We start from the raw sequence: 19,018 nt of genomic DNA on the forward strand, positions 1-19,018 counted from the left end.
CGTGAGCGAGAAGCCCGTCGAACTCGATCTCTCCGACGTCGACCACCGGGTGGGCAAGCCGGTCGGCGGAGGCCAGCTGTGGGACCCGTGCAGCACGTCCGACATCCGCCGCTGGGTGATGGCGATGGACTACCCCAACCCGCTGCACTGGGACGAGGAGTTCGCCCGCGACTCCAAGTTCGGCGGCATCGTCGCCCCGCAGTCCATCGCGGTGGCGCTGGACTACGGGCACGGCGCGCAGCCCGCCTGCGTGGGCTACATCCCCGGCAGCCACCTGATCTTCGGCGGCGAGGAGTGGTGGTTCTACGGCGCCCGGGTGCGGGTGGGCGACAAGCTCTTCCAGGAGCGGCGCTTCCACGACTACAAGGTGGCGAACACCAAGTTCGCCGGGCCCACGATGTTCTCCCGCGGGGACACGGTCCACACCAACCAGGACGGCGTCCTGGTGGCGCGCGAGCGGTCGACCGCGATCCGCTACCTCGCCGCCGAGGCCGAGAAACGCGGCATGTACGAGAACCAGCTCGGCGAGGTGCGGCGGTGGACGGCCACCGAGCTGAACGAGATCGAGAAGGTCCGCCACGAGTGGATCCTGTCGAACCGGCTGGGCGTCTCGCCGCGCTTCGAGGAGGTGAGCGTCGGCGACCGGCTGCCGCGCCGGGTGATCGGCCCGCACAGCATCGCCAGCTTCACCACCGAGTACCGCGCCTTCCTCTTCAACATCTGGGGCACCTTCCACTGGACGGCCCCGCCCGGCATCGAGGACCCCTGGATCAACCAGGACCCGGGCTGGGTGGACGGGTTCGGCTTCGACGAGGAGGGGGCGAGGATCGACCCGCGCAAGCGCGACGGGCTCTACGTGGGTCCCTCGCGCGGCCACATCGACGAGGAGAAGGCCGGCGAGGTGGGCATGGCGCGCGCCTACGGGTACGGCGCCACGATGGGCGCCTGGTGCACCGACTACCTGGCCTACTGGGCCGGGCACGACGGCATGGTGCGCCACTCCAAGGCGGACTTCCGCGGGCCCGCGTTCGAGGGTGACGTGACCTACTTCGACGCCGAGGTCGTCGGCAAGGAGACGGAGTCGGCCTGGGGCGTGCCGCTCGTCCAGGTCAGGTTGCGCCTCACCAACCAGGACGGCGACGTGCTGGTTCATTGCATGGCCGAGATCGAGTTGCCGCTCTAGAGACAGGGAATGCGCGCGATGGGCACTGAGCAGAAACCCGCGTCGGTCGTTTCGGGCCCGCCGGCCGACGAGGAGCCGGGGCTCGGCACCCTCACGCTGCCCGGCTTCCTGCGCGAGGTGACGGCGCTGTACGCCGAGCGCGAGGCGCTCGTGCTGCACACCGACGAGGGCGCCACCCGGTGGACCTACACCGAGCTCTGGGAGCGCGCGGTCGAGGTGGCCCGCGCGCTGCGCGCGTGCGGGGTGGGCCGGGACAGCCGGGTGGGCGTCCTGATGACGAACCGCCCCGAATGGGTGTCCGCGGTGTTCGGCGTCTCGCTGGCCGGCGGGGTGGCCGTCACGCTCAGCACGTTCTCGACGCCGGCGGAGCTCGACCACCTGCTCGGTGTCTCCGGTGTCTCCGTGTTGCTGTTCGAGCGGCGGGTGCTGCAGAAGGACTTCGCCGCCGTCCTCACCGAACTGGAGCCGGCGATCGGCAAGGCCGGGCCCGGCGCGCTACAGTCCGCGAAGTACCCGTTCCTGCGCCACCTGGCGGCGGTCGGGGACGCCGCGCCGGGGATCGACAGCTGGGACGCCTTCCTGGCCCGGGGCGCCGGCGAGCCGCGCGAGCAGGTGGAGGCGACGGCCGCGACGACGCGGCCGAGCGACACGGCCGTGCTCTTCTTCTCCTCCGGCTCCACGAGCAAGCCGAAGGGCATCCTGAGCGGGCACCGCGGCGTCACCACCCAGCTGTGGCGGTTCCGGCGGATGTACGGGGTCGGCCCCGAGGACGGCGTCCGCTGCTGGACGGCCAACGGCTTCTTCTGGTCCGGCAACTTCGGCATGGCGCTCGGCACGACCCTGGCCAGCGGCGGCAGCCTCGTGCTGCAGTGCACCTTCGACGCCGCCGAGGCGCTGGAACTCATGCAGCAGGAGCGGGTGAACTTCCCGGTCGCCTGGCCGCACCAGTGGGCGCAGCTCGAAGGCGCGGACAACTGGGCCGACACCGACCTGAGCAGCATGCGCTTCGCGGACTTCACCACCCCGATCGCCCGCCACCCCACGGTGTCGGCCAAGTGGTTCGAGCCGGGGCACGCCTTCGGCGCCACGGAGACCTTCACGATCGTGACGTGCTTCCCGGCCAACACCCCGGAGGAGGTGCACGCCGGCAGCAGTGGCGAGCCGCTGCCGGGCGTGACCGTGAAGATCGTCGATCCGCTCACCGGTGTCGTCGTCCCGCGGGGCGAGCGCGGTGAGATCTGCGTCAAGGGGCCCACGCTCATGCTGGGCTACCTCGGCACGCCGCTCGACGAGACGCTCGACGCCGAGGGCTTCTTCCGCACCGGCGACGGCGGCTACCTCGACGACGCCGGCCGGCTCTTCTGGGAGGGCCGGCTCACCGACGTCATCAAGACGGGCGGCGCGAACGTCTCGCCGCTGGAGGTGGACGAGGTGCTCGCCGCCCAGCCCGGGGTGAAGATGACGCAGACCATCGGCGTGCCGCACGAGACGCTGGGCGAGGTCGTCGTCGCCTGCATCGTGCCGCACGAGGGCGCGAGCCTGACGGCCGAGGGGATCCGGGCGGCGCTGAAGGAGCGGCTGGCCAGCTACAAGGTGCCGCGGCAGGTGCTCTTCTTCCGGGAGGACGAGATCACGCTCACCGGCAGCGCGAAGATCAAGTCCAGTGATCTCCGGGAGCTGGCGGCCAAGCGGCTCCAGGAGTGACCAGACCTGCCGGGGCCGTGGACCACTCCTCGCCCACGGCCTCGGCACCCCTCACCCTGCTGTCCGAAACAGGGTGATACGTTCGGCCGAGAATGGCGTTTCCTGCTGTTTCACGGGCGGCGAATGCGCGTCGCCACGCAGCCTGCGAAAGGACGACGGTGGCCAAGAGCGCTCTCCTCGTGATGGATGTCCAGAACGTCGTCGTGTCCCAGTTCCCCGACTCCGAGTACCTGCCGCGGCTCCGCACGGCCGTGGACGCCGCCCGGGCGGCCGGCCTCCCGGTCATCTACCCGGTGGTCGGAGTCCGCTCCGGGCCGCTGGGGGCTAGCGGCCGCAACAAGATCTTCGGCGCGCTCGCCCAGTCCGGCGGGCTCCCCGCCGGCAGCGACCTCCTCCAGATCCACCCCGCGGTGGCCCCCGAGCCCGGCGACACCGTCGTCACCAAGACGCGCGTCAGCGCCTTCTCCGGCAGCGACCTGGAACTGGTGCTCCGCGCCGGCGACATCGACCACCTCGTCCTCACCGGCATCGCCACCAGCGGCATCGTGCTGTCCACCCTGCGCCAGGCCGCCGACCTGGACTACGGCCTCACCGTCCTGGCGGACGGCTGCCTGGACTCCGACCCCGAGGTGCACCGGGTGCTGACCGAGAAGGTGTTCCCCATGCAGGCGGAGGTCCGCACCGTCGCCGACTGGACCCCGGCCCCGTAGCGCAACGGAGAACCCCGTGGCGGGCTCGCGCCCTGTGGGCCCGCCACGGGGTTCGGCCGGTCACTTGATCATGGATCCCGCGTCGATCGGCAGCGGGACGCCGGTGATGTAGCGGGCCTCGTCCGAGACCAGGAAGAGGATCGCGTTGCTGATGTCCACCGCCTCCACCCAGGGGACCGGCAGCAGGTGCATCATCTGGGAGATCGGCGCCATGTCGTCCGGGCCCGGGTTCTCCAGGTCGGGACGGAACATGCGGTACGTCAGGTCGTTCATCAGCATCGGGGTGTTCACCTGGGTGGGGTGGACGGAGTTCACCCGGATGCTGTGCTCGGCGAGCTCCACCGCCAGGGTGCGCATCAGCCCGACCATGCCGTGCTTGCCGGAGACGTAGTTGCCGACGAACGGGTGGGCCTTCAGCCCGCCCACGGAGCTGGTCAGCACGATCGAGCCGCCGCGGCCGCCCTCGATGATGTGCGGGACGGCCGCCTTGGCGGTGAGGTAGGCACCGGTCAGGTTGACGTCGATCGAGTCCCGCCACAGCGTCTCGTCCAGCTGGTGGATCGCGTTGCCGCTGGCCGCGAGGCCCGCGTTGATCAGCACGATGTCCAGCCGGCCGAGCTGCGTGACCCCGTCGTCGACGACCGCCTTCAGCGCCTCGAAGTCGCGCACGTCGGCCTGCGCGGCGACGATGCGCCGGCCCAGCGCCTTCACCTGGGCGACGGTCTCGTCCAGGTCCTCGGGCGTGGACATGGGGATGGGCACGCCGTCGAGCTGGCGGCAGACGTCGACGGCGATGATGTCGGCGCCCTCCTCCGCCAGGCGCACCGCGTGGCTGCGGCCCTGGCCGCGTGCCGCCCCGGTGATGAAGGCCACCTTGCCTTCGACTCTTCCAGCCATCGTTGCCTCATTTCCTCATTGGTAGGTCAGATGCCGGTGGGTAGGTGCCGGGCCGAGCGGCGGCGCCTGCGGCCCAGCAGGACGATCAGGAGGAGCGTCACGACGGCCGCGATCGGGGCGGCGCGCTTGACGACTTCGCCGCCGGGGGTCTGGAAGAGGTCGATCGGTTCGGCGGCCGGGCGAGGGGCGGCCGCGGCCGGCCGCGGCGGCGGGCTCCCGGCGGGCGGGGCGTCGGCCGCCGGTCGCGCGGACGGCTCGGCGGCCGCCGGCTGGGCGGGCGCCGCGGCGAGTTCGGTGGCGAGGTTGGCCGCGAACTGGTCGATGAGGGTCGTGGCGACGTCGGAGAGGGCGCTGCGGCCGAACTGCGCCGGCTTGCCGGTGATGGCGAGCTCGGTCTCGACGAGCACGTCGGTGCCGCCGCCGCTCTCGACCAGCTGGCAGGTGACGACCGCCTTGGCGGTGCCGCCGCCGCGGGCCTCCCGTCCGCTGGCCTCCAGCACGGCGACCTTGGCGGCCTCGTCGAGGGAGACGAAGGTGACGGTGCCGTTGTAGGTCAGGCCGATCGGCCCCAGCTTGACCTTGACCTTGCCCTGGAACTGGTCGCCGTCGTGCGCGGTGAGGGTCGCCCCCGGCACGCAGGGGGCGATCCGCTCGATGTCGAGCAGGACCTGCCAGGCCTCCTCGACGGGGACGGGGATGCTCAGGGTGTTGTCGAGTTTCATGCGGTCTCCATCGTGGTGACGCCGCCGGGGCGGGATCCACCAGCGAGCAGGTCGGTGCCTAGTCGGTGCCTAGTCGGTGCCTGGGTCGGCCGCCGCGCGGACGGCGTTGAGGATCCCCTGGTAGCCGGTGCAGCGGCACAGGTTCCCCGAGAGCCCCTCCCGGATCTCCTCGTCGGTGGGTGCGGGGTTCTCCTGGAGCAGCGCGGTCGCCGAGATCACGAAGCCCGGCGTGCAGAAGCCGCACTGCAGCCCGTGGTGGTCGCGGAAGGCGGCCTGGACGGGGGAGAGCGCGCCGTCCGGCGCGGCGATCCCCTCGATGGTCGTGATCTCCGAGCCGTCGGCCTGCACCGCGAACACCAGGCAGGCGCGCACCGCCTCCCCGTCGAGGAGGATCGTGCACGCGCCGCACACGCCGTGCTCGCAGCCGAGGTGCGTGCCGGTCAGCCCGCAGTTCACCCGCAGGAAGTCGGCGAGGACGAGCCGGGGCGGCACGGTCGCCCGGCGCACCGTGCCGTTGACCTTGAGCTGGATGTCCACGTCAGTCATCGCCCGCCTCCTGGACGGCTCGCTGCCAGGCGCGCGCCACCATGGCCGCCCCCACGCGCTTGCGGTAGCCGGCGGACCCGTGCAGGTCGGCCGGGACGGATTCGAGGGCCGAGACGGCGAGCCGGCCGACCTCCTCGGCGTCGACCCCGGCGGGATCGGCGCCGGCCAGCTCCGCCTCGGCCGCCGCGGCCCGCAGCGCGGTCGGGCCGAGCCCGAACAGCCCGATGCCGCACCGCCGGATCCGCGGGCCGTCGAGTTCGACCGCGACGGCGGCGCCGGCCAGGGCGAAGTCGCCGTGCCGGCGGGCGAACTCCTCGATCGCGTACCCGCTGCGGGCCGGCCGCACCGGGAACCTGATGCCGGTGAGCAGCTCGTCGTCGGCCAGGGCGGTGGTCCACATGCCGGTGAAGAACTCCGCGGCGGGAATGGTCCGGCCGCCCCGCGGCGACATCGCCTCGAACTCCGCGCCGAGGGCCAGCGCCACCGCCGGGTACTCGGCGGCGGCGTCGGCGTGGGCGATGGACCCGCCGATGGTCCCGCGGCTGCGGATCTGGAAGTGGCCGATCAGCGGGGTGGCGCGGGCCAGCAGCGGGACGGCCTCGGCGACCTCCGCGGACCGCTGGATCGCGGCCTGGGTCGTGCCGGCACCGATCCACAGCGACCCGTCGCGGCGCTCGATGCCGCGCAGGCCCGCCACCCGGCGCAGGTCGACGAGGTGGTCGAAGACCGCCAGGCGCAGGGCGAGCATGGGGATCAGGCTCTGCCCGCCGGCGAGGGCCTTGGCCTCGTCGCCCAGTTCCGCGAGGAGGCCGACGGCCTCTTCGAGGCCGGCGGGCGCGTGGTACTCGAACGGCGCCGGCTTCATGCGCTCTCTCCCGTCTGGCGGCTCTGGGCCTCGTCCACCAGCGCCACGATCGCCGCCGGCGACAGCGGCAGGCGGGTGATCTCCACCCCGAACGGGGCGAGCGCGTCGGCCACCGCGTTGATCACCGCGGGTGGCGCGCCGATCGCGCCGCCCTCGCCGACGCCCTTGTAACCGCCGGGCCCCGGGCTGTGCGTCTCGATGTGGCCGTACTCGATGTCCGGCACGTCCGTGGTGGTGGGGAGGAGGTAGTCCATGAAGGTCGTGGTGACCGGGTTGCCGTCCTCGTCGTAGGCCAGGTGCTCGTACAGCACGCCGCCGATGCCCTGCACGGTGCCGCCCGCGATCTGGCCCTCCACCACGTTGGGGTTGATCATCGGGCCGCAGTCCTCGCTGACGATGTACCGCAGCAGCGTCACCTTGCCCGTCACGACGTCCACCTCGCAGGTGCACACGTGCGACGCGTTGGCCCAAATGATCGGGGCCTCCGGCCGGTAGCGGCCGCTGGCCTCCAGGCCCGCCGGCACCCCCGGTGGCAGCGCCTCGGGCTGGAAGTAGGCGAGGTTGGCGATCTCGGCGAAGGACACCCCGCTGTCGGGCGTGCCGCGGACCCTGGCCCACCCGTCGGTCAGCTCGACGTCCCCGGCGTCCGCCTCCAGCCGGTGCGCGGCGATCGCCGTGATCCGTTCCCGCAGCACCGCCGCGGTGTCGGCGATCGCGCCCGCGGTCATCGACCCCGACCGGCTGCCTCCCGTGCCGCCGCCGAACGGGGTGACGGCCGTGTCGCCCTGGATGGTGTTGACGTCCTCGATGGCCGCGCCCAGCGCGTCGGCGGTGAGCTGCACGACGGTGGTCTCGATGCTGTTCCCGGCCGACCCGCCCGAGACGTAGACGTTGACCTTGCCGGACGGCTCGATCCGGATGGTCGCGCCCTCGGTGGCGTGCAGCGCCATGGCGGCCGTGGTGGGCTCGACGTAGGTGCAGGTGCCCACGCCCAGGAAGCGGCCCTGCGCGCGGGCCTGCTCCTGCTCCTTGCGGAAGGACTCGTAGTCGAGCATCTGCAGTGCCTGCTCGAACGTCTCCAGTGGCGTGATGTCGTCGTAGGGCATGCCGTTGGGGTTGAAGTACGGCAGTTCGTCCCGCCGCAGCAGGTTCCGGCGGCGCAGCTCGGCCGGGTCCAGCCCCAGCCGGCGCGCCCCGGCGTCCAGCAGCAGTTCCCGGGCGACCGACTCGAACTGCCACGGGCCGCGGTAGGCGTTACGGCCGGTGGTGTTGGAGAACACGCAGGCCGTGGACCAGGTGGCCTGCGGGATGCGGTAGGGGCCGGGGAAGAACATCCCGACGGCCGCGGCCGTCCCCACCGGCCACGGCACCGGGTAGGCACCCACGTCCTGGGTGTAGTCGATCGCGGCGGCGAGGATGCCGCCGTCCGCGTCGAAGGCGATCCGCGCGTCGGCGTGCTCGTGCCGTGACTGCCCGGCCGACAGCAGGTTCTCCTGCCGGTCCTCGATCCACTTCAGCGCGCCGGGCACCTTCAGCGCGGCCAGCATGATGCACATGTCCTCGCGCTGCGGGACGACCTTCTGGCCGAAGCCGCCGCCGGTGTCGCGCGTCATGACCCGCACCCGGTGCTCGGGCAGCCCCAGCAGCCGGGAGCAGAACAGGCGCACCTCGTGCGGGGACTGGGTCGCCGTCCAGATCGTCAGCTCGCCGGTGGCCGCCGACCACTCCGTCACCAGCCCGCGCGTCTCGATGGGCACCTGCGCGTAGGCCTGCTGGTAGATCGTCTCGCGCACCACCAGCGCCGCCTCGTCGAAGGCCGGCGCGAGCTGGTCCAGCGGCGGGCCGGCCAGCTCGCCCGCGAGGTTGCCCGGGTAGGCGGCGTGCACCAGCTCGCCGGACTCGCGGGCGGTGACGTAGTCGACGACCGGCGGCAGCGGGTCGTAGTCCACGACGACCTGCTCGACCGCGTCCTCGGCGATGTAGCGGTCGTCGGCGATCACCAGTGCGACCGGGTCGCCGACGAAGCGCACCTCGTCCTCGGCCAGCGGCGGCCGGGGGGTGTCCGGGCTGTCGCGGCCGATCAGGGTGTACCACTGCTCGTGCACGCCCGGGTTGAGGTCCTCGGCGACGAGGACGGCGTGGACCCCGTCGAGCGCGAGCGCCCCGGCCGTGTCGATGCCGAGGATTTTCGCCCGGGCCAGTGGGCTACGGACGAAACAGGCGTGGAGCATGCCGGGCCGGGTGACGTCGTCCACGTACGTGCCGTGGCCGGTCAGCAGCCGGGCGTCCTCGACTCGGGGGACGCGGGTGCCGGCGTAACCGGCGGTTTCCGGAGCTTCGGGGGCGCTCATCGGCGCACCGGTGCGGTGGGGAGTTCCCGGGGTGGGGGAGGCTCGATCCGTGCCATCGAGCGGGCCCTCCATTCGGCTCGGATCTGGCGGGAGAGAACGGGTCAGCGCAGCATTACATGGCGGTGGCGTCTCTTCTCCAGCCCCTTTCGACCGAGACGCGCGGCACTCAAGGCACCGGCCACCGGCACTCATGCTGAGCGATTGCTTAGCATGGGTGCTGAGCGACTGTTTAGCATCGTTCCCGCCGACCGTCAAGGATCGGGGGTGGGGCCGGCTCTCCGCAGCGCTGCCGGGCACTCCGGGGGACGCTTCCGCCTCGGCATCATCGGCCGGTGTGACATGCGGAAATGCACTTATGCGCACTGTGCTCGGCGCGTCACATACCGGAATTGTGAAACTTCGACAACGATCTTCCGGATCGAGGTCGGCCATGAAATTCAGGGCGGTCGCCAAACGGTGTCAGGCTTTTCGCGGTGAATCGGCCGGCTGCCGAGAACAGTTCCGGGGCGCCCGGTCAATGATTTCTGCGGGCTGTGCCGAAGTCCGTTCAATCGGGACGGAGAGTTTCTCCGACCGCGGGTGTCCCCCGGGTCCGCACGGGCGGGAACTCGCCGGAATCCGGGCCCTCGCCGGACGCGGCGGCCGCGGTGTCCCGCCAGGGGGAGATCCAGGGGAAACGCGTCCCGGAGATCTCGCCGGCCGCCGTTCGCTTCTAAGCTCCGATGCATGGCGAGGTATTTCGATGTGCATCCGGACGATCCGCAACCCCGGGCGATCCGCCAGGTGGCGGACCTCATCCGCGCGGACGGCCTGATCGTGTACCCGACGGACTCGTGTTTCGCGCTTGGGTGCCAGTTGGGCAACAAGGCGGGCCTCGACCGGATCAGGGAGATCCGTCATCTCGACAGCGGGCACCACTTCACCCTGGTCTGCAAGGATTTCGCCCAACTTGGACGGTTCGTCCAGATCAGTAATGCGCTGTTCCGCTCGATCAAGGCGGCGACTCCCGGCAGCTACACGTTCATCCTGCCGGCGACGAAGGAGGTCCCGCGCCGGCTGCTGCACCCCAAGAAGAAGACCGTCGGCGTCCGGATTCCCGACCACACCGTCGCGCAGGCGCTGCTGGCCGAACTCGGCGAGCCGCTGCTGTCGAGCACCCTGCTCCTGCCCGGCGAGGAGGAGCCCATGACCCAGGGCTGGGAGATCAAGGAAAGGCTCGACCACGCGGTGGACGCCGTGCTCGACTCCGGCGAGTGCGGCGCCGAGCCGACGACGGTCGTCGACCTCTCCAGTGGCGAGGCGGAGATCGTCCGCAGGGGCGCCGGAGACCCTTCGCTGTTCGAGTAGCCCGGCCGGGCCCGGCTCCGGCGGGCGTCCCGGAACGGCCGGGGACTACTCGGGGCGCAACGGGGGAGTGACTTTCCCAGGTGGCGTGGAAGCAGGTCGGAGGGAGCCGACATGAGCCAGCGCAGTCACAACGCCCGTTCCGCCCCCGCCCCGGCAGGCGCCGTCGATGAGCGCGCCGCCCGGCGGGTGGCCGAGGAGGCCCGCGAGACCGAGTGGCGCTTGCCCAGCTTCGGCAAGCGGCTCTTCATGGGGGATCTCCGCCTGGACCTGATCCATCCCCATCCACGGCCGGGCGCGGAGGCGCGGCGCGCGGGCGAGGAGTTCCTGGCCCGGCTGCGCGACTTCTGCGAGACCAGGATCGACCCGATGGCGATCGAGCGGGAGGCGCGCATCCCGGACGAGGTCGTCAAGGGGCTGCGCGGGCTCGGCGCGTTCGGCATGAAGATCCCGCAGCGGTACGGCGGCCTCGGGCTCAGCCACCTGTACTACTGCCGCGCCCTCATGCTCGTCGGCTCGGTGAGCCCCGCGATCAGCGCGCTGCTGTCCGCGCACCAGTCGATCGGCGTGCCGCAGCCGCTCAAGCTGTTCGGCACCGCCGAGCAGCGGGAGAAGTGGCTGCCGCGCTGCGTCAACGAGATCAGCGCGTTCCTGCTCACCGAACCCGACGTGGGCTCCGACCCCGCCCGGCTGCGCGCCACCGCCGTGCCCGCCGGCGACTCCTACGTGCTCAACGGCGTCAAGCTGTGGACCACCAACGGGGTCGTCGCCGACCTTTTGGTGGTCATGGCCCGGGTGCCGGAGTCCGCCGGGCACCGGGGCGGCATCTCCGCGTTCGTGGTCGAGGCGGACGCGCCTGGCATCACCGTGGAGAACCGCAACGCGTTCATGGGCCTGCGCGGCATCGAGAACGGGGTCACCCGCTTCCACGACGTGGAGGTCCCCGCCGGGAACCTGATCGGCGCCGAGGGCGCCGGCCTGAAGATCGCCCTGACCACGCTGAACACCGGGCGGCTGTCGCTGCCCGCCATGTGCGCCGGGGCCGGCAAGTGGGCCACCAAGATCGCTCGCGAGTGGTCCCGGGAGCGGGTGCAGTGGGGCCGCCCGGTGGGCGAGCACGAGGCGATCGCCAAGAAGGTGGCGTTCATCGCCGCCACCTCCTACGCGCTGGAGGCGACGCTGGACCTGTCCAGCCAGCTCGCCGACGACGAGCGCAACGACATCCGGATCGAGGCCGCGCTGGCCAAGCTGTGGGCCTCGGAGATGGCCTGCCGCATCGCCGACGAGCTGATGCAACTGCGCGGCGGCCGCGGCTTCGAGACCGCCGAGTCACTGGCCGCCCGGGGCGAGCGCGGCGTACCGGTCGAGCAGGTGATGCGCGACCTGAGGATCAACCGGATCTTCGAGGGCTCCACCGAAATCATGCACCTGCTGATCGCGCGGGAGGCGGTGGACGCGCACCTGTCGGTCGCCGGGGACATCATCGACCCCGACGCGTCCCCCCGCGCCAAGGCGCGGGCCGCGGCGCGCGCAGGCGGCTTCTACGCCCGCTGGCTGCCCACGCTGGTGACCGGCCCCGGGCAGCGGCCCGGCGCGTACGCCGGGTTCGGGCCGCTGGCCGGGCACCTGCGGTACGTCGAGCGCGCCTCCCGCAAACTCGCCCGGTCGACGTTCTACGCCGCGGGCCGCTGGCAGGGCGGGCTGGAGAGCCGGCAGGGCTTCCTGGGCCGCATGGTCGACATCGGCGCCGAACTGTTCGCGATGAGCGCCGTCTGCGTCCGGGCCCGCGCCGACGTCGAGCACGGGCCGATGTTCGGCGCGGACGGCGACGGGCGGCGACCGGGCAGGTCGGCGCTGCGGCTCGCGGACGCGTTCTGCCGCCAGTCGCGGATCCGGGTCGAGGAACTGTTCGACGGGCTGTGGCACAACACCGACGCGCCCGACCGCAGGCTGGCCGAGCGGGTCCTCGCGGGCGAGTTCGCCTGGCAGGAGGAGGGCGCGCTCGACCCGTCCATCCCCGGCCCCTGGATCGCCTCCGCCGAACCCGGGCCGAGCCACCGGGAGGACGTCCACCGCACCATCGGCTGAACGCCGGCACAGCGGCTCGTCGAGGGCGATCGGCGGGTCGCGGATTCCGGTGGCGTGGTGGAACGGCGTCGGCGATCGCCGTGGGAGTGCGGACGGCTCAGATCTTCCACAGGCGGGCGCTGTTGTCAGAGGTTGCGCTGACCAGGTGCCTGCCGTCCGGGGTGAACGCCAGGAGGTGGGCGGCGTCCTCGGTGTGGCCGGTGAAGGTCTTGACGACCTTGAGCGAGGTCGCGTCGAGCAGCCGGATGACCCTGTCTATCGACCAGCCGGCCAGCAGCCTGCCGTTCGGGCTGTAGGTCAGGTGCCGGCCGTAGAAGTCCAGCCGGCCGGATCTCACGACTTCGCCCGTCCTCGGGTCGCGAAAGGTGATCCCCGTGCCCTCGCCCACGACGAGGGTGCTCCGGTCGGGGCTGAGCGCTATCGAGGTGATCGTGTCGCCGCCGGGGCTCTTGATGCTGTCCTCCCAGAGCAGCCGGCCGTTCCTCGGGTCGTGTGCGGTGAGCAGCGAGCTGAGCTCGGTGAAGCTGATGAGGGAGCCGTCGCGCGGACTGAAGAGGATCCGGTCACGCCCGCCCGTTCCGCAGGTGGCGAGGAGCCGGCCCGACTCGACGTCCCAGGTTCTCGGGGGGTCGTCGTAACCGGTGGTCGCCAGGGTTCCGCCGTCGGGGCTGAAGGCCAGCAGTCCGGCCGACCTCTTGTGGCCGGAGAACGTCCTGAGGAGCCGGCCGGTGGTGAGGTCCCAGAGCTTGGCCGCGCGGTCGCCGGAGCCCCCGGCCGTCGCCAGCAGCGGGCGCTTCGGATGGAACGCCGCGTCCACGACGTCGTCGGGATGGCCCGTGGGGATCGTCCGCACGAGCCTGCTGGTCGCCACGTCCCACAACTGGAGGTCGTTCTCCCAGCCCGCGGCGAGCGTCCTGCCGTCCGGGCTCAGCGCGTGGCACCACAGGTGGGCGCCGGAAACGATGACGCCGGGCGCCGGGGCGGGGTGGGGGACCTCGGGGGGATCTCCGCGCAGCGCCTCCGACACGATCCCCCAGACCGCGGGGACGCCGAGGGCGGTCGCCGCGACGGTCCCCCCGGCAACCAGCAGGGCGCGCCGTCGCGGGAACGGTTTCGGCGGCCGGACGGTCGGCTCCCGGACCGGCCCGGGCACGGTGGGGTCCGGTGGTTTCACCGGCCGCCGGGGGCCTGGCCTTCCGGCCGCGGTCCCGGAGTCCGGGTGCGCGGATCCGGCGCGGCCGTCCGGTTCCGGTAGGGGCGGGGCTGGCGGTCGCCGCGGGGCCGGGGGCGCCGGATGGCGCATCGCGCGCAGCCGGCGCGCCACGGCCGCCGCGCTCTTCGGACGGTTCCCGATCTCCTTGCGGAGCAGTTCGCCGACGAGCCGGCAGAGGTCGGGCGGGAAGCCGTGCCGCTCGGGGTCGAGTTCGGGTGCGGGCGCGTTCAGGTGCTGGTACATCAGCGCGTGCTGGTTGCCGGAGAACGGCGGGCGGCCGGTGAGCATGGCGTGGAGGGTGCAGCCGAGCGAGTACAGGTCCGTGCCCGGCCGGGCCTGCTCGGCGCGCCACTGCTCGGGGGCCATGAAGGACGGGGTGCCCAGCGGCCGGCCCTCGGCCGTCAGCGTGGTGGCGTCCGCGAACCGGGCGATCCCGAAGTCGCAGATCTTGGTCGTGCCGTCGGGCAGGACCATGATGTTCTCCGGCTTGATGTCGCGGTGGACCACGCCCCGGTCGTGCGCGTGGGCGAGCGCCTCGCTCACCGCGAGGGCCATCTCGACGGTCCGGCCGACCGGCATCCCGCCCGGGTGCCGGTCCCGGATCAGCGTGGCGAGGTCCGTCCCCGCCAGGAGTTCCATGACGAAGAAGGGCGTTCCCGCGTGCTCGCTCACGTCATGGACGACGGTGATCCCGGAGTGTTGTAAGGACGCGGCGGTCCGGGCCTCCCGGGTGAGGCGGGCGAGCAGTTCGGCCGGCGCCGCCAGCCGGGCGAGCACGAGCTTCAGCGCCACCTGCCGCTCCAGGCGGAGGTCGTGGGCCGACCACACCTCGCCCATGCCGCCCTGGCCGAGCCGCCGTTCGAGGCGGTACCGGCCGTCGAGCACGGTCCCGGACTCCACCAGGCCGACCTCCCGCTCGGGGGCATCTGCCGCAATGATCCCGGGATCGTCCGCCGTCCGGAAGGGAACGGGGCGTCCCGGACCGGCCGGATGCCGGGCGCGGGAAAACGGCGGAGCGGGACGGGTGGTCGTCCGTCCCGCTCCGCCGCGCCGGCCGGTGTCAGGGGTTGATCCACCAGGCGGTGACCTGGGTCGCCAGGGCGTGCCTGGACGACGACCCGGCGACGGCCCCCACCATCAGGAGCGGGGGCTCGTCCGCCGCGTGGTAGACCAGCTTCGGCAGCGGATCGGCGGGCGCGGTGCCGCCGGTGCCGAGCTGGCCGGTGTTGTTGCGGCCCCAGGTGTGGACGCAGAGCTTGCCGGAGACGAAGGGCGGAGGCGTCTGGGCCAGGCTGAAGTCCACGCCCGCCGACACGTTGTGCACGACGCCGAGCGACGGGATCAGGGTGGGAGTGCCGCGGTTGACCTGGTCGCCGAGCCCGAGCTGCCCGTAGGAGTTGTCGCCGAAGGCGTAGACCCGGCGGTTCACCGTCAGCGCCAGGCTGTGATGACCGCCCGCCGCGACGTTCTGCACCCGTGCCGGGACGGGCACCTGCACCGGCGTCAGCCGGTCCTGGTAGGGCGGGCCGGTGCCGAGCTGGCCGGCGGCGTTGCGGCCCCAGGCCAGCAGCTTGTCGTCGTTGCTCACCGCCAGGCTGTGGTGGATGCCGGCGGCCACCGCGCGTATCTCGGTCAGCCCGGACACCCGCACCGGGGCGGGGCGCGGTACCGGGGTTCCGTCGCCGACCTCGCCGTCGTCGTTCAGCCCCCAGGCGTAGACCTTCCCGTCCCAGGTGAGCGCCAGCGCGTGGTCGTAGCCGGCGGAGAGCTGGACCACCCCTTCCAGTCCCGGCACCAGGGCCGGCGACCGCACCGGCCCGCCGACCGTGCCCAGGCCGAGCTGCCCCTTGTCGTTGCAGCCCCACGCGTAGACCCGGCCCGTGCCCGTCAGCGCCAGGCTGAAGTCACGGCCGGCGGCGACCCCGTACAGGTTCGACGGCGCCCCGTGGACCGGCTCCGGAGTGCTCCGCGAACCCCCGGCGGTGCCCAGCTGACCGCAGGCGTTGCCGCCCCACGACTGCAGGATCCGGTTCGGCCCGATGCCCAGGCTGTGCGTTTCGCCGGTGGCGACCTGGCTGTACCTGGACTGCGGCCATCCGGTGACCTCCACCGGCGTTCCGTGCTGTGCCTGGACGACCCCGCTGCCGACCTGGCCGTACGCGTTTGCGCCCCAGCCCACCGTCCGGTAGGACAGCTCTCCCGTACCGTCGTCGGCCGCGGCCGCACCCGGCGGCACGGCGACCGTGGTGACGATCGCCGCGGCCATCACCGCCGCTCCTCTGCTCAGCGTTTCTCTCATGCCCGTTCACCCATGACGTGGATTTCGCCTTCCCCCATCGGCGGTCGCCGTCCGTGCCGGCAACGCTCGTGGCCTCGTGCCGGCGAGTCTCCGCCCGGGGGGTTGCCATCCGGTTGCCGGTCGGCGGTGGGCGGGGGTCGCGGGGTGCGTGCGCTGGACCACATGCCGTCAGTGCAGTTCAGGGATGATTCTCAAGTGAGCGGTCGCTCATCCGGTCTGGTGCTCAAACCGGGGTGATAGTACTGTTCTCTCATTCGGAACTAGAGCTTTCTTCAAAGGAGAAGGCTATTCCATGATCGGTGAGAGGTTCTCGCATCGAGCCGCCGGACATCGGCGCCACCGTACGTTCCTCGCCCTCGCCGGGTCCCGCCGCGTGACCGGCGTGCGGTGGCGGGGCGATGCCGGTGGCCGCCTCGGGCGGCGTGCCTTCTCCGTCCAGACCGTAGAGGAGACAGCACCGTGAAGGTCAAGGTCGATCAGGCACGCTGCCAGGGGCACACGCTCTGCGCGATGAACGCTCCGGAGATCTTCGAGTTGGACGACGTCGACGGCCACGCGTCCGCGGTCAGCGAAGACGTCCCCGCCGGCCACGAATCTCATGTGATCAATGCCGTCAGGTCCTGCCCCGAGCAGGCGATCTTTGTGGAGGACAGGTCGTGAGCGTGGAAGACGCCATCGGCGACGAAGAGCGCAAGAAGAACAGGTACCACTTCGACCGGCACGCCCCCGACTACCGCGACCGGGCCGAAGAGATCACCCGGGAACTGCACGCCCAGTGCCCCGTCGCCTGGACGGACACCCACGGCGGCCACTGGGTCGCCTCCGGCAACCGCGAGGTCTTCGAGATCGCCCGGTCCGCCGAGTACATCTCCAACGACCACGACGTCAAGGGAGAGCGGCGCGGCTACCAGGGCATCTCCATCCCCGCCCCGCAGCGCGGCCGGGGGAACCGGGGCGGGTTCCTGGAGATGGACCCGCCCGAGCAGCGCCACTACCGGCAGGCGCTCAACCCGTACCTGTCCCCGGCGGCCATCAACCGGTGGATCCCGTGGATCGACGAAGTGGTGCGCGCCTGCCTCGACGAGAAGATCGAGGAAGGCCGGATCGACTTCGTCGAGGACCTCGCCAACGTCGTGCCGGCGGTCTTCACGCTGGCCATGATGGGCATCCCGATCAAGGACTGGCGGACCTACAGCGAGCCGGCCCACGCGGTGATGTACACCCCGCTGACCTCCCCCGACATCATGCGGGTCGGGCAACTGCACATGGCCATGCAGCAGGAACTCATCCGGCGGCTCGCCGAGATCCGGGAGAACCCCCGGCCGGGCCTGGTGAACGGGCTGATCAACGCCGAGATCAACGGCGAGAACCCGCCCGACGAGGAACTCCGCGGCGTCCTCGGCCTGCTCATCGGCGGTGGTTTCGACACCACGACGGCGCTCACCGCGCACGCCATCGAATGGCTCTCGGAGAACCCGGCGGAACGCGACCGGCTGAGCCGGGAGCGGGACACGCTGCTGGACTCCGCGACCGAGGAGTTCCTGCGCTTCTACGCCCCCGTGGTGGGCAACGGGCGCACCATCTCCGCCGACTGCGAACTCGCCGGGACCCAGTTCAAGGAAGGCGACCGGCTCTGGGTGTCCTGGGCGATGGCCAACCGCGACCCCGCCGCGTTCGACAACCCCGACCAGATCGACCTGGCCCGCGAGGGGAACCGGCACAACAGCTTCGGGCTCGGCATCCACCGCTGCATCGGCTCGAACGTCGCGCGCACCGTGTTCAAGCGGATGCTCCTGCAGGTCTTCGACCGGATGCCGGACTACGTCTGCGACCCCGAGGGCACCGTGCACTACGAAACGATCTCCGTCATCAACGGGATGCGTTTCCTCCCGGCGACCTTCACCCCGGGCCCCCGCCTCGGCCCCGGTCTCGCCGAGACCCTGGAAACCCTCCAGCAGGTCTGCGACGAGCAACGGCTCGCCGAACCCGTCACCGTCCAGAAGGCGAGAGCGAAGGTCGCCGACTAGGACGTCCCACGAAGCGCGGCCGGCGCCCCCGCGCGGCACACCAACGCCGGCTTCCGGCCCCTTGCCCGGTGATCGTTGAGGATCGGTGGTGCCCTGGCACCACCGATCCTCAACGATCACCGGCGCAGGCAAGGCGTGCCCCGCCAGGGCGGCCGGGTCCCGCCCGAGCGGACCAAGGTCATCGGCACCCGGCCCACTTCGAAACACGCCTTGGGCGTTCCACGAAGTGCGGCTGGCAGCCTCCCTGCTGGGCCGCCACCGGCGTGGCCCTTCGGCTTCCGGGATGTTGGAGCGCCCTGAAAGCCGAAGGGCCGACCGCACTTCGCCTTCGGCGCGTGATCCTTCAGCTTCCGGTGCGCCACAGCGCCCTGGATCCTGAAGGATCACAGACGCATGTACTCTCACCAGGTGATCCTTCAGCTTTGAGTGCACTGTGGCACCTCGAATGCTGAAGGATCTGTGAGTGTGTGGTTGGCGTTGCTGGTGGGGCGCCTCGGACGCTGATGGATCACTGTCCGTCTGCCGTGGTGTTTCCCCGGCGGGGCCGGGTGGCCGCTCGCCGGCGCCACCACGGTCGGGACAGTAGCGCGGCCAGTACGGCGCCGAGGGCGTTGATCAGGACGTCGTCGGTCGATGAGACCCGGCCGAGGTCGAACGTCCACTGGGCCGTTTCGATCGTGAGCGAGCCGGCGCAGGCGATCGCGCCGACCGCCGCCGGGCCGAGCGGCCATCGGATCGGGAGGAAGAACCCGAGGGCGGCGAACACCAGCAGGTTCCCGATGACCTGGACCACGGCCGTCTGGGGTGAGCCGTGGAGCACGTCGTACAGGTCGATCAGCGGGACCGGGCGCACTCCGCCGGGCGCGGAGACCGGGGACATGACCATCCACAGCCACGGCAGGGTCCCGGCGACCAGGCCGACCTCGGCGATCGGGTCCCGCCACCGGCGGCCGCCCACCACCATGCGTGACCAGACGAGGGCGGCGCACAGCGGCAGGCACAGGACGGAGACGAGGACGACCTGACCCCAGCTCTGCCACGCCTGCGCCACGGGCCGATTATCGGGCAC

Annotated in this window: 15 protein-coding genes; 7 read left to right on the forward strand and 8 right to left on the reverse strand. The window is 71.9% G+C overall.

Annotated elements, in window-relative coordinates:
• The first annotated feature begins 1 nt into the window (after window position 1).
• From DPM19_RS22855 to DPM19_RS22865, 3 genes are all read left to right on the forward strand, one after another.
• On the forward strand, window positions 2–1,183 hold the full coding sequence (locus DPM19_RS22855) for a MaoC family dehydratase (protein WP_111870045.1): 1,182 nt from the start codon (window positions 2–4) through the stop codon (window positions 1,181–1,183).
• An 18-nt stretch (window positions 1,184–1,201) separates the two neighbouring features.
• Window positions 1,202–2,887: a class I adenylate-forming enzyme family protein gene (locus DPM19_RS22860; protein ID WP_111870046.1), complete on the forward strand. Its 1,686-nt coding sequence runs from the start codon at window positions 1,202–1,204 to the stop codon at window positions 2,885–2,887.
• A gap of 158 nt (window positions 2,888–3,045) precedes the next feature.
• Window positions 3,046–3,597 carry a cysteine hydrolase family protein gene (locus DPM19_RS22865; RefSeq protein ID WP_111870047.1) on the forward strand — a complete coding sequence of 184 codons (552 nt, stop codon included), beginning with the start codon at window positions 3,046–3,048 and terminating at the stop codon, window positions 3,595–3,597.
• A gap of 60 nt (window positions 3,598–3,657) precedes the next feature.
• Here DPM19_RS22865 and DPM19_RS22870 read toward each other — a convergent pair whose 3' ends face one another.
• The 5 genes from DPM19_RS22870 to DPM19_RS22890 all read right to left on the reverse strand — a co-directional run bounded on the left by DPM19_RS22870 (window position 3,658) and on the right by DPM19_RS22890 (window position 8,978).
• On the reverse strand, window positions 3,658–4,494 hold the full coding sequence (locus DPM19_RS22870) for a mycofactocin-coupled SDR family oxidoreductase (protein ID WP_111870048.1): 837 nt from the start codon (window positions 4,492–4,494) through the stop codon (window positions 3,658–3,660).
• Window positions 4,495–4,520: 26 nt separating this feature from the next.
• On the reverse strand, window positions 4,521–5,216 hold the full coding sequence (locus DPM19_RS22875) for an SRPBCC family protein (protein WP_111870049.1): 696 nt from the start codon (window positions 5,214–5,216) through the stop codon (window positions 4,521–4,523).
• A gap of 69 nt (window positions 5,217–5,285) precedes the next feature.
• Window positions 5,286–5,762, reverse strand: a complete 477-nt coding sequence (locus tag DPM19_RS22880; RefSeq protein WP_111870050.1) for a (2Fe-2S)-binding protein — start codon at window positions 5,760–5,762, stop codon at window positions 5,286–5,288.
• Entirely contained in the window at window positions 5,755–6,627 is an 873-nt protein-coding gene (locus tag DPM19_RS22885) for an FAD binding domain-containing protein (protein ID WP_111870051.1), read from the reverse strand. Before DPM19_RS22885 ends, DPM19_RS22880 begins: the two co-directional genes overlap by 8 nt.
• The gene (locus tag DPM19_RS22890; RefSeq protein WP_111870052.1) at window positions 6,624–8,978 is read right to left on the reverse strand and encodes a xanthine dehydrogenase family protein molybdopterin-binding subunit; all 2,355 of its coding nucleotides are present in this window, start codon (window positions 8,976–8,978) and stop codon (window positions 6,624–6,626) included. The genes DPM19_RS22885 and DPM19_RS22890 overlap by 4 nt, the downstream gene beginning before the upstream one ends.
• A gap of 726 nt (window positions 8,979–9,704) precedes the next feature.
• Here DPM19_RS22890 and DPM19_RS22895 point away from each other — a divergent pair.
• Together DPM19_RS22895 and DPM19_RS22900 are read left to right on the forward strand one after the other, a co-directional pair.
• Window positions 9,705–10,325 (forward strand): L-threonylcarbamoyladenylate synthase, encoded by a 621-nt coding sequence (locus DPM19_RS22895; RefSeq protein ID WP_111870053.1) that lies wholly within the window; start codon window positions 9,705–9,707, stop codon window positions 10,323–10,325.
• A gap of 111 nt (window positions 10,326–10,436) precedes the next feature.
• The gene (locus tag DPM19_RS22900) at window positions 10,437–12,410 is read left to right on the forward strand and encodes an acyl-CoA dehydrogenase family protein (RefSeq protein WP_111870054.1); all 1,974 of its coding nucleotides are present in this window, start codon (window positions 10,437–10,439) and stop codon (window positions 12,408–12,410) included.
• A 97-nt stretch (window positions 12,411–12,507) separates the two neighbouring features.
• On the opposite strand, the gene DPM19_RS22905 is transcribed toward DPM19_RS22900, so the two are convergent.
• Both DPM19_RS22905 and DPM19_RS22910 read right to left on the reverse strand, forming a co-directional pair.
• Complete coding sequence (locus tag DPM19_RS22905; RefSeq protein WP_111870055.1) at window positions 12,508–14,523, reverse strand: WD40 repeat domain-containing serine/threonine protein kinase; 2,016 nt, start codon at window positions 14,521–14,523, stop codon at window positions 12,508–12,510.
• Between the two features lie 160 nt (window positions 14,524–14,683).
• The gene (locus DPM19_RS22910) at window positions 14,684–15,922 is read right to left on the reverse strand and encodes an RCC1 domain-containing protein (RefSeq protein ID WP_111870056.1); all 1,239 of its coding nucleotides are present in this window, start codon (window positions 15,920–15,922) and stop codon (window positions 14,684–14,686) included.
• A 459-nt stretch (window positions 15,923–16,381) separates the two neighbouring features.
• Between DPM19_RS22910 and DPM19_RS22915 the strand changes: the two genes are divergently transcribed.
• Together DPM19_RS22915 and DPM19_RS22920 are read left to right on the forward strand one after the other, a co-directional pair.
• Window positions 16,382–16,582, forward strand: coding sequence for a ferredoxin (locus tag DPM19_RS22915; RefSeq protein WP_111870057.1), 201 nt, complete (start codon window positions 16,382–16,384; stop codon window positions 16,580–16,582).
• Window positions 16,579–17,949: a cytochrome P450 gene (locus DPM19_RS22920; protein WP_111870058.1), complete on the forward strand. Its 1,371-nt coding sequence runs from the start codon at window positions 16,579–16,581 to the stop codon at window positions 17,947–17,949. Before DPM19_RS22915 ends, DPM19_RS22920 begins: the two co-directional genes overlap by 4 nt.
• A 508-nt stretch (window positions 17,950–18,457) precedes the next feature.
• Here DPM19_RS22920 and DPM19_RS22925 read toward each other — a convergent pair.
• Window positions 18,458–19,000 (reverse strand): VanZ family protein, encoded by a 543-nt coding sequence (locus DPM19_RS22925; RefSeq protein ID WP_199485234.1) that lies wholly within the window; start codon window positions 18,998–19,000, stop codon window positions 18,458–18,460.
• Window positions 19,001–19,018 lie beyond the last annotated feature (18 nt).

This window comes from Actinomadura craniellae, from assembly GCF_003289645.1.
Lineage (GTDB): Bacteria > Actinomycetota > Actinomycetes > Streptosporangiales > Streptosporangiaceae > Actinomadura_D > Actinomadura_D craniellae.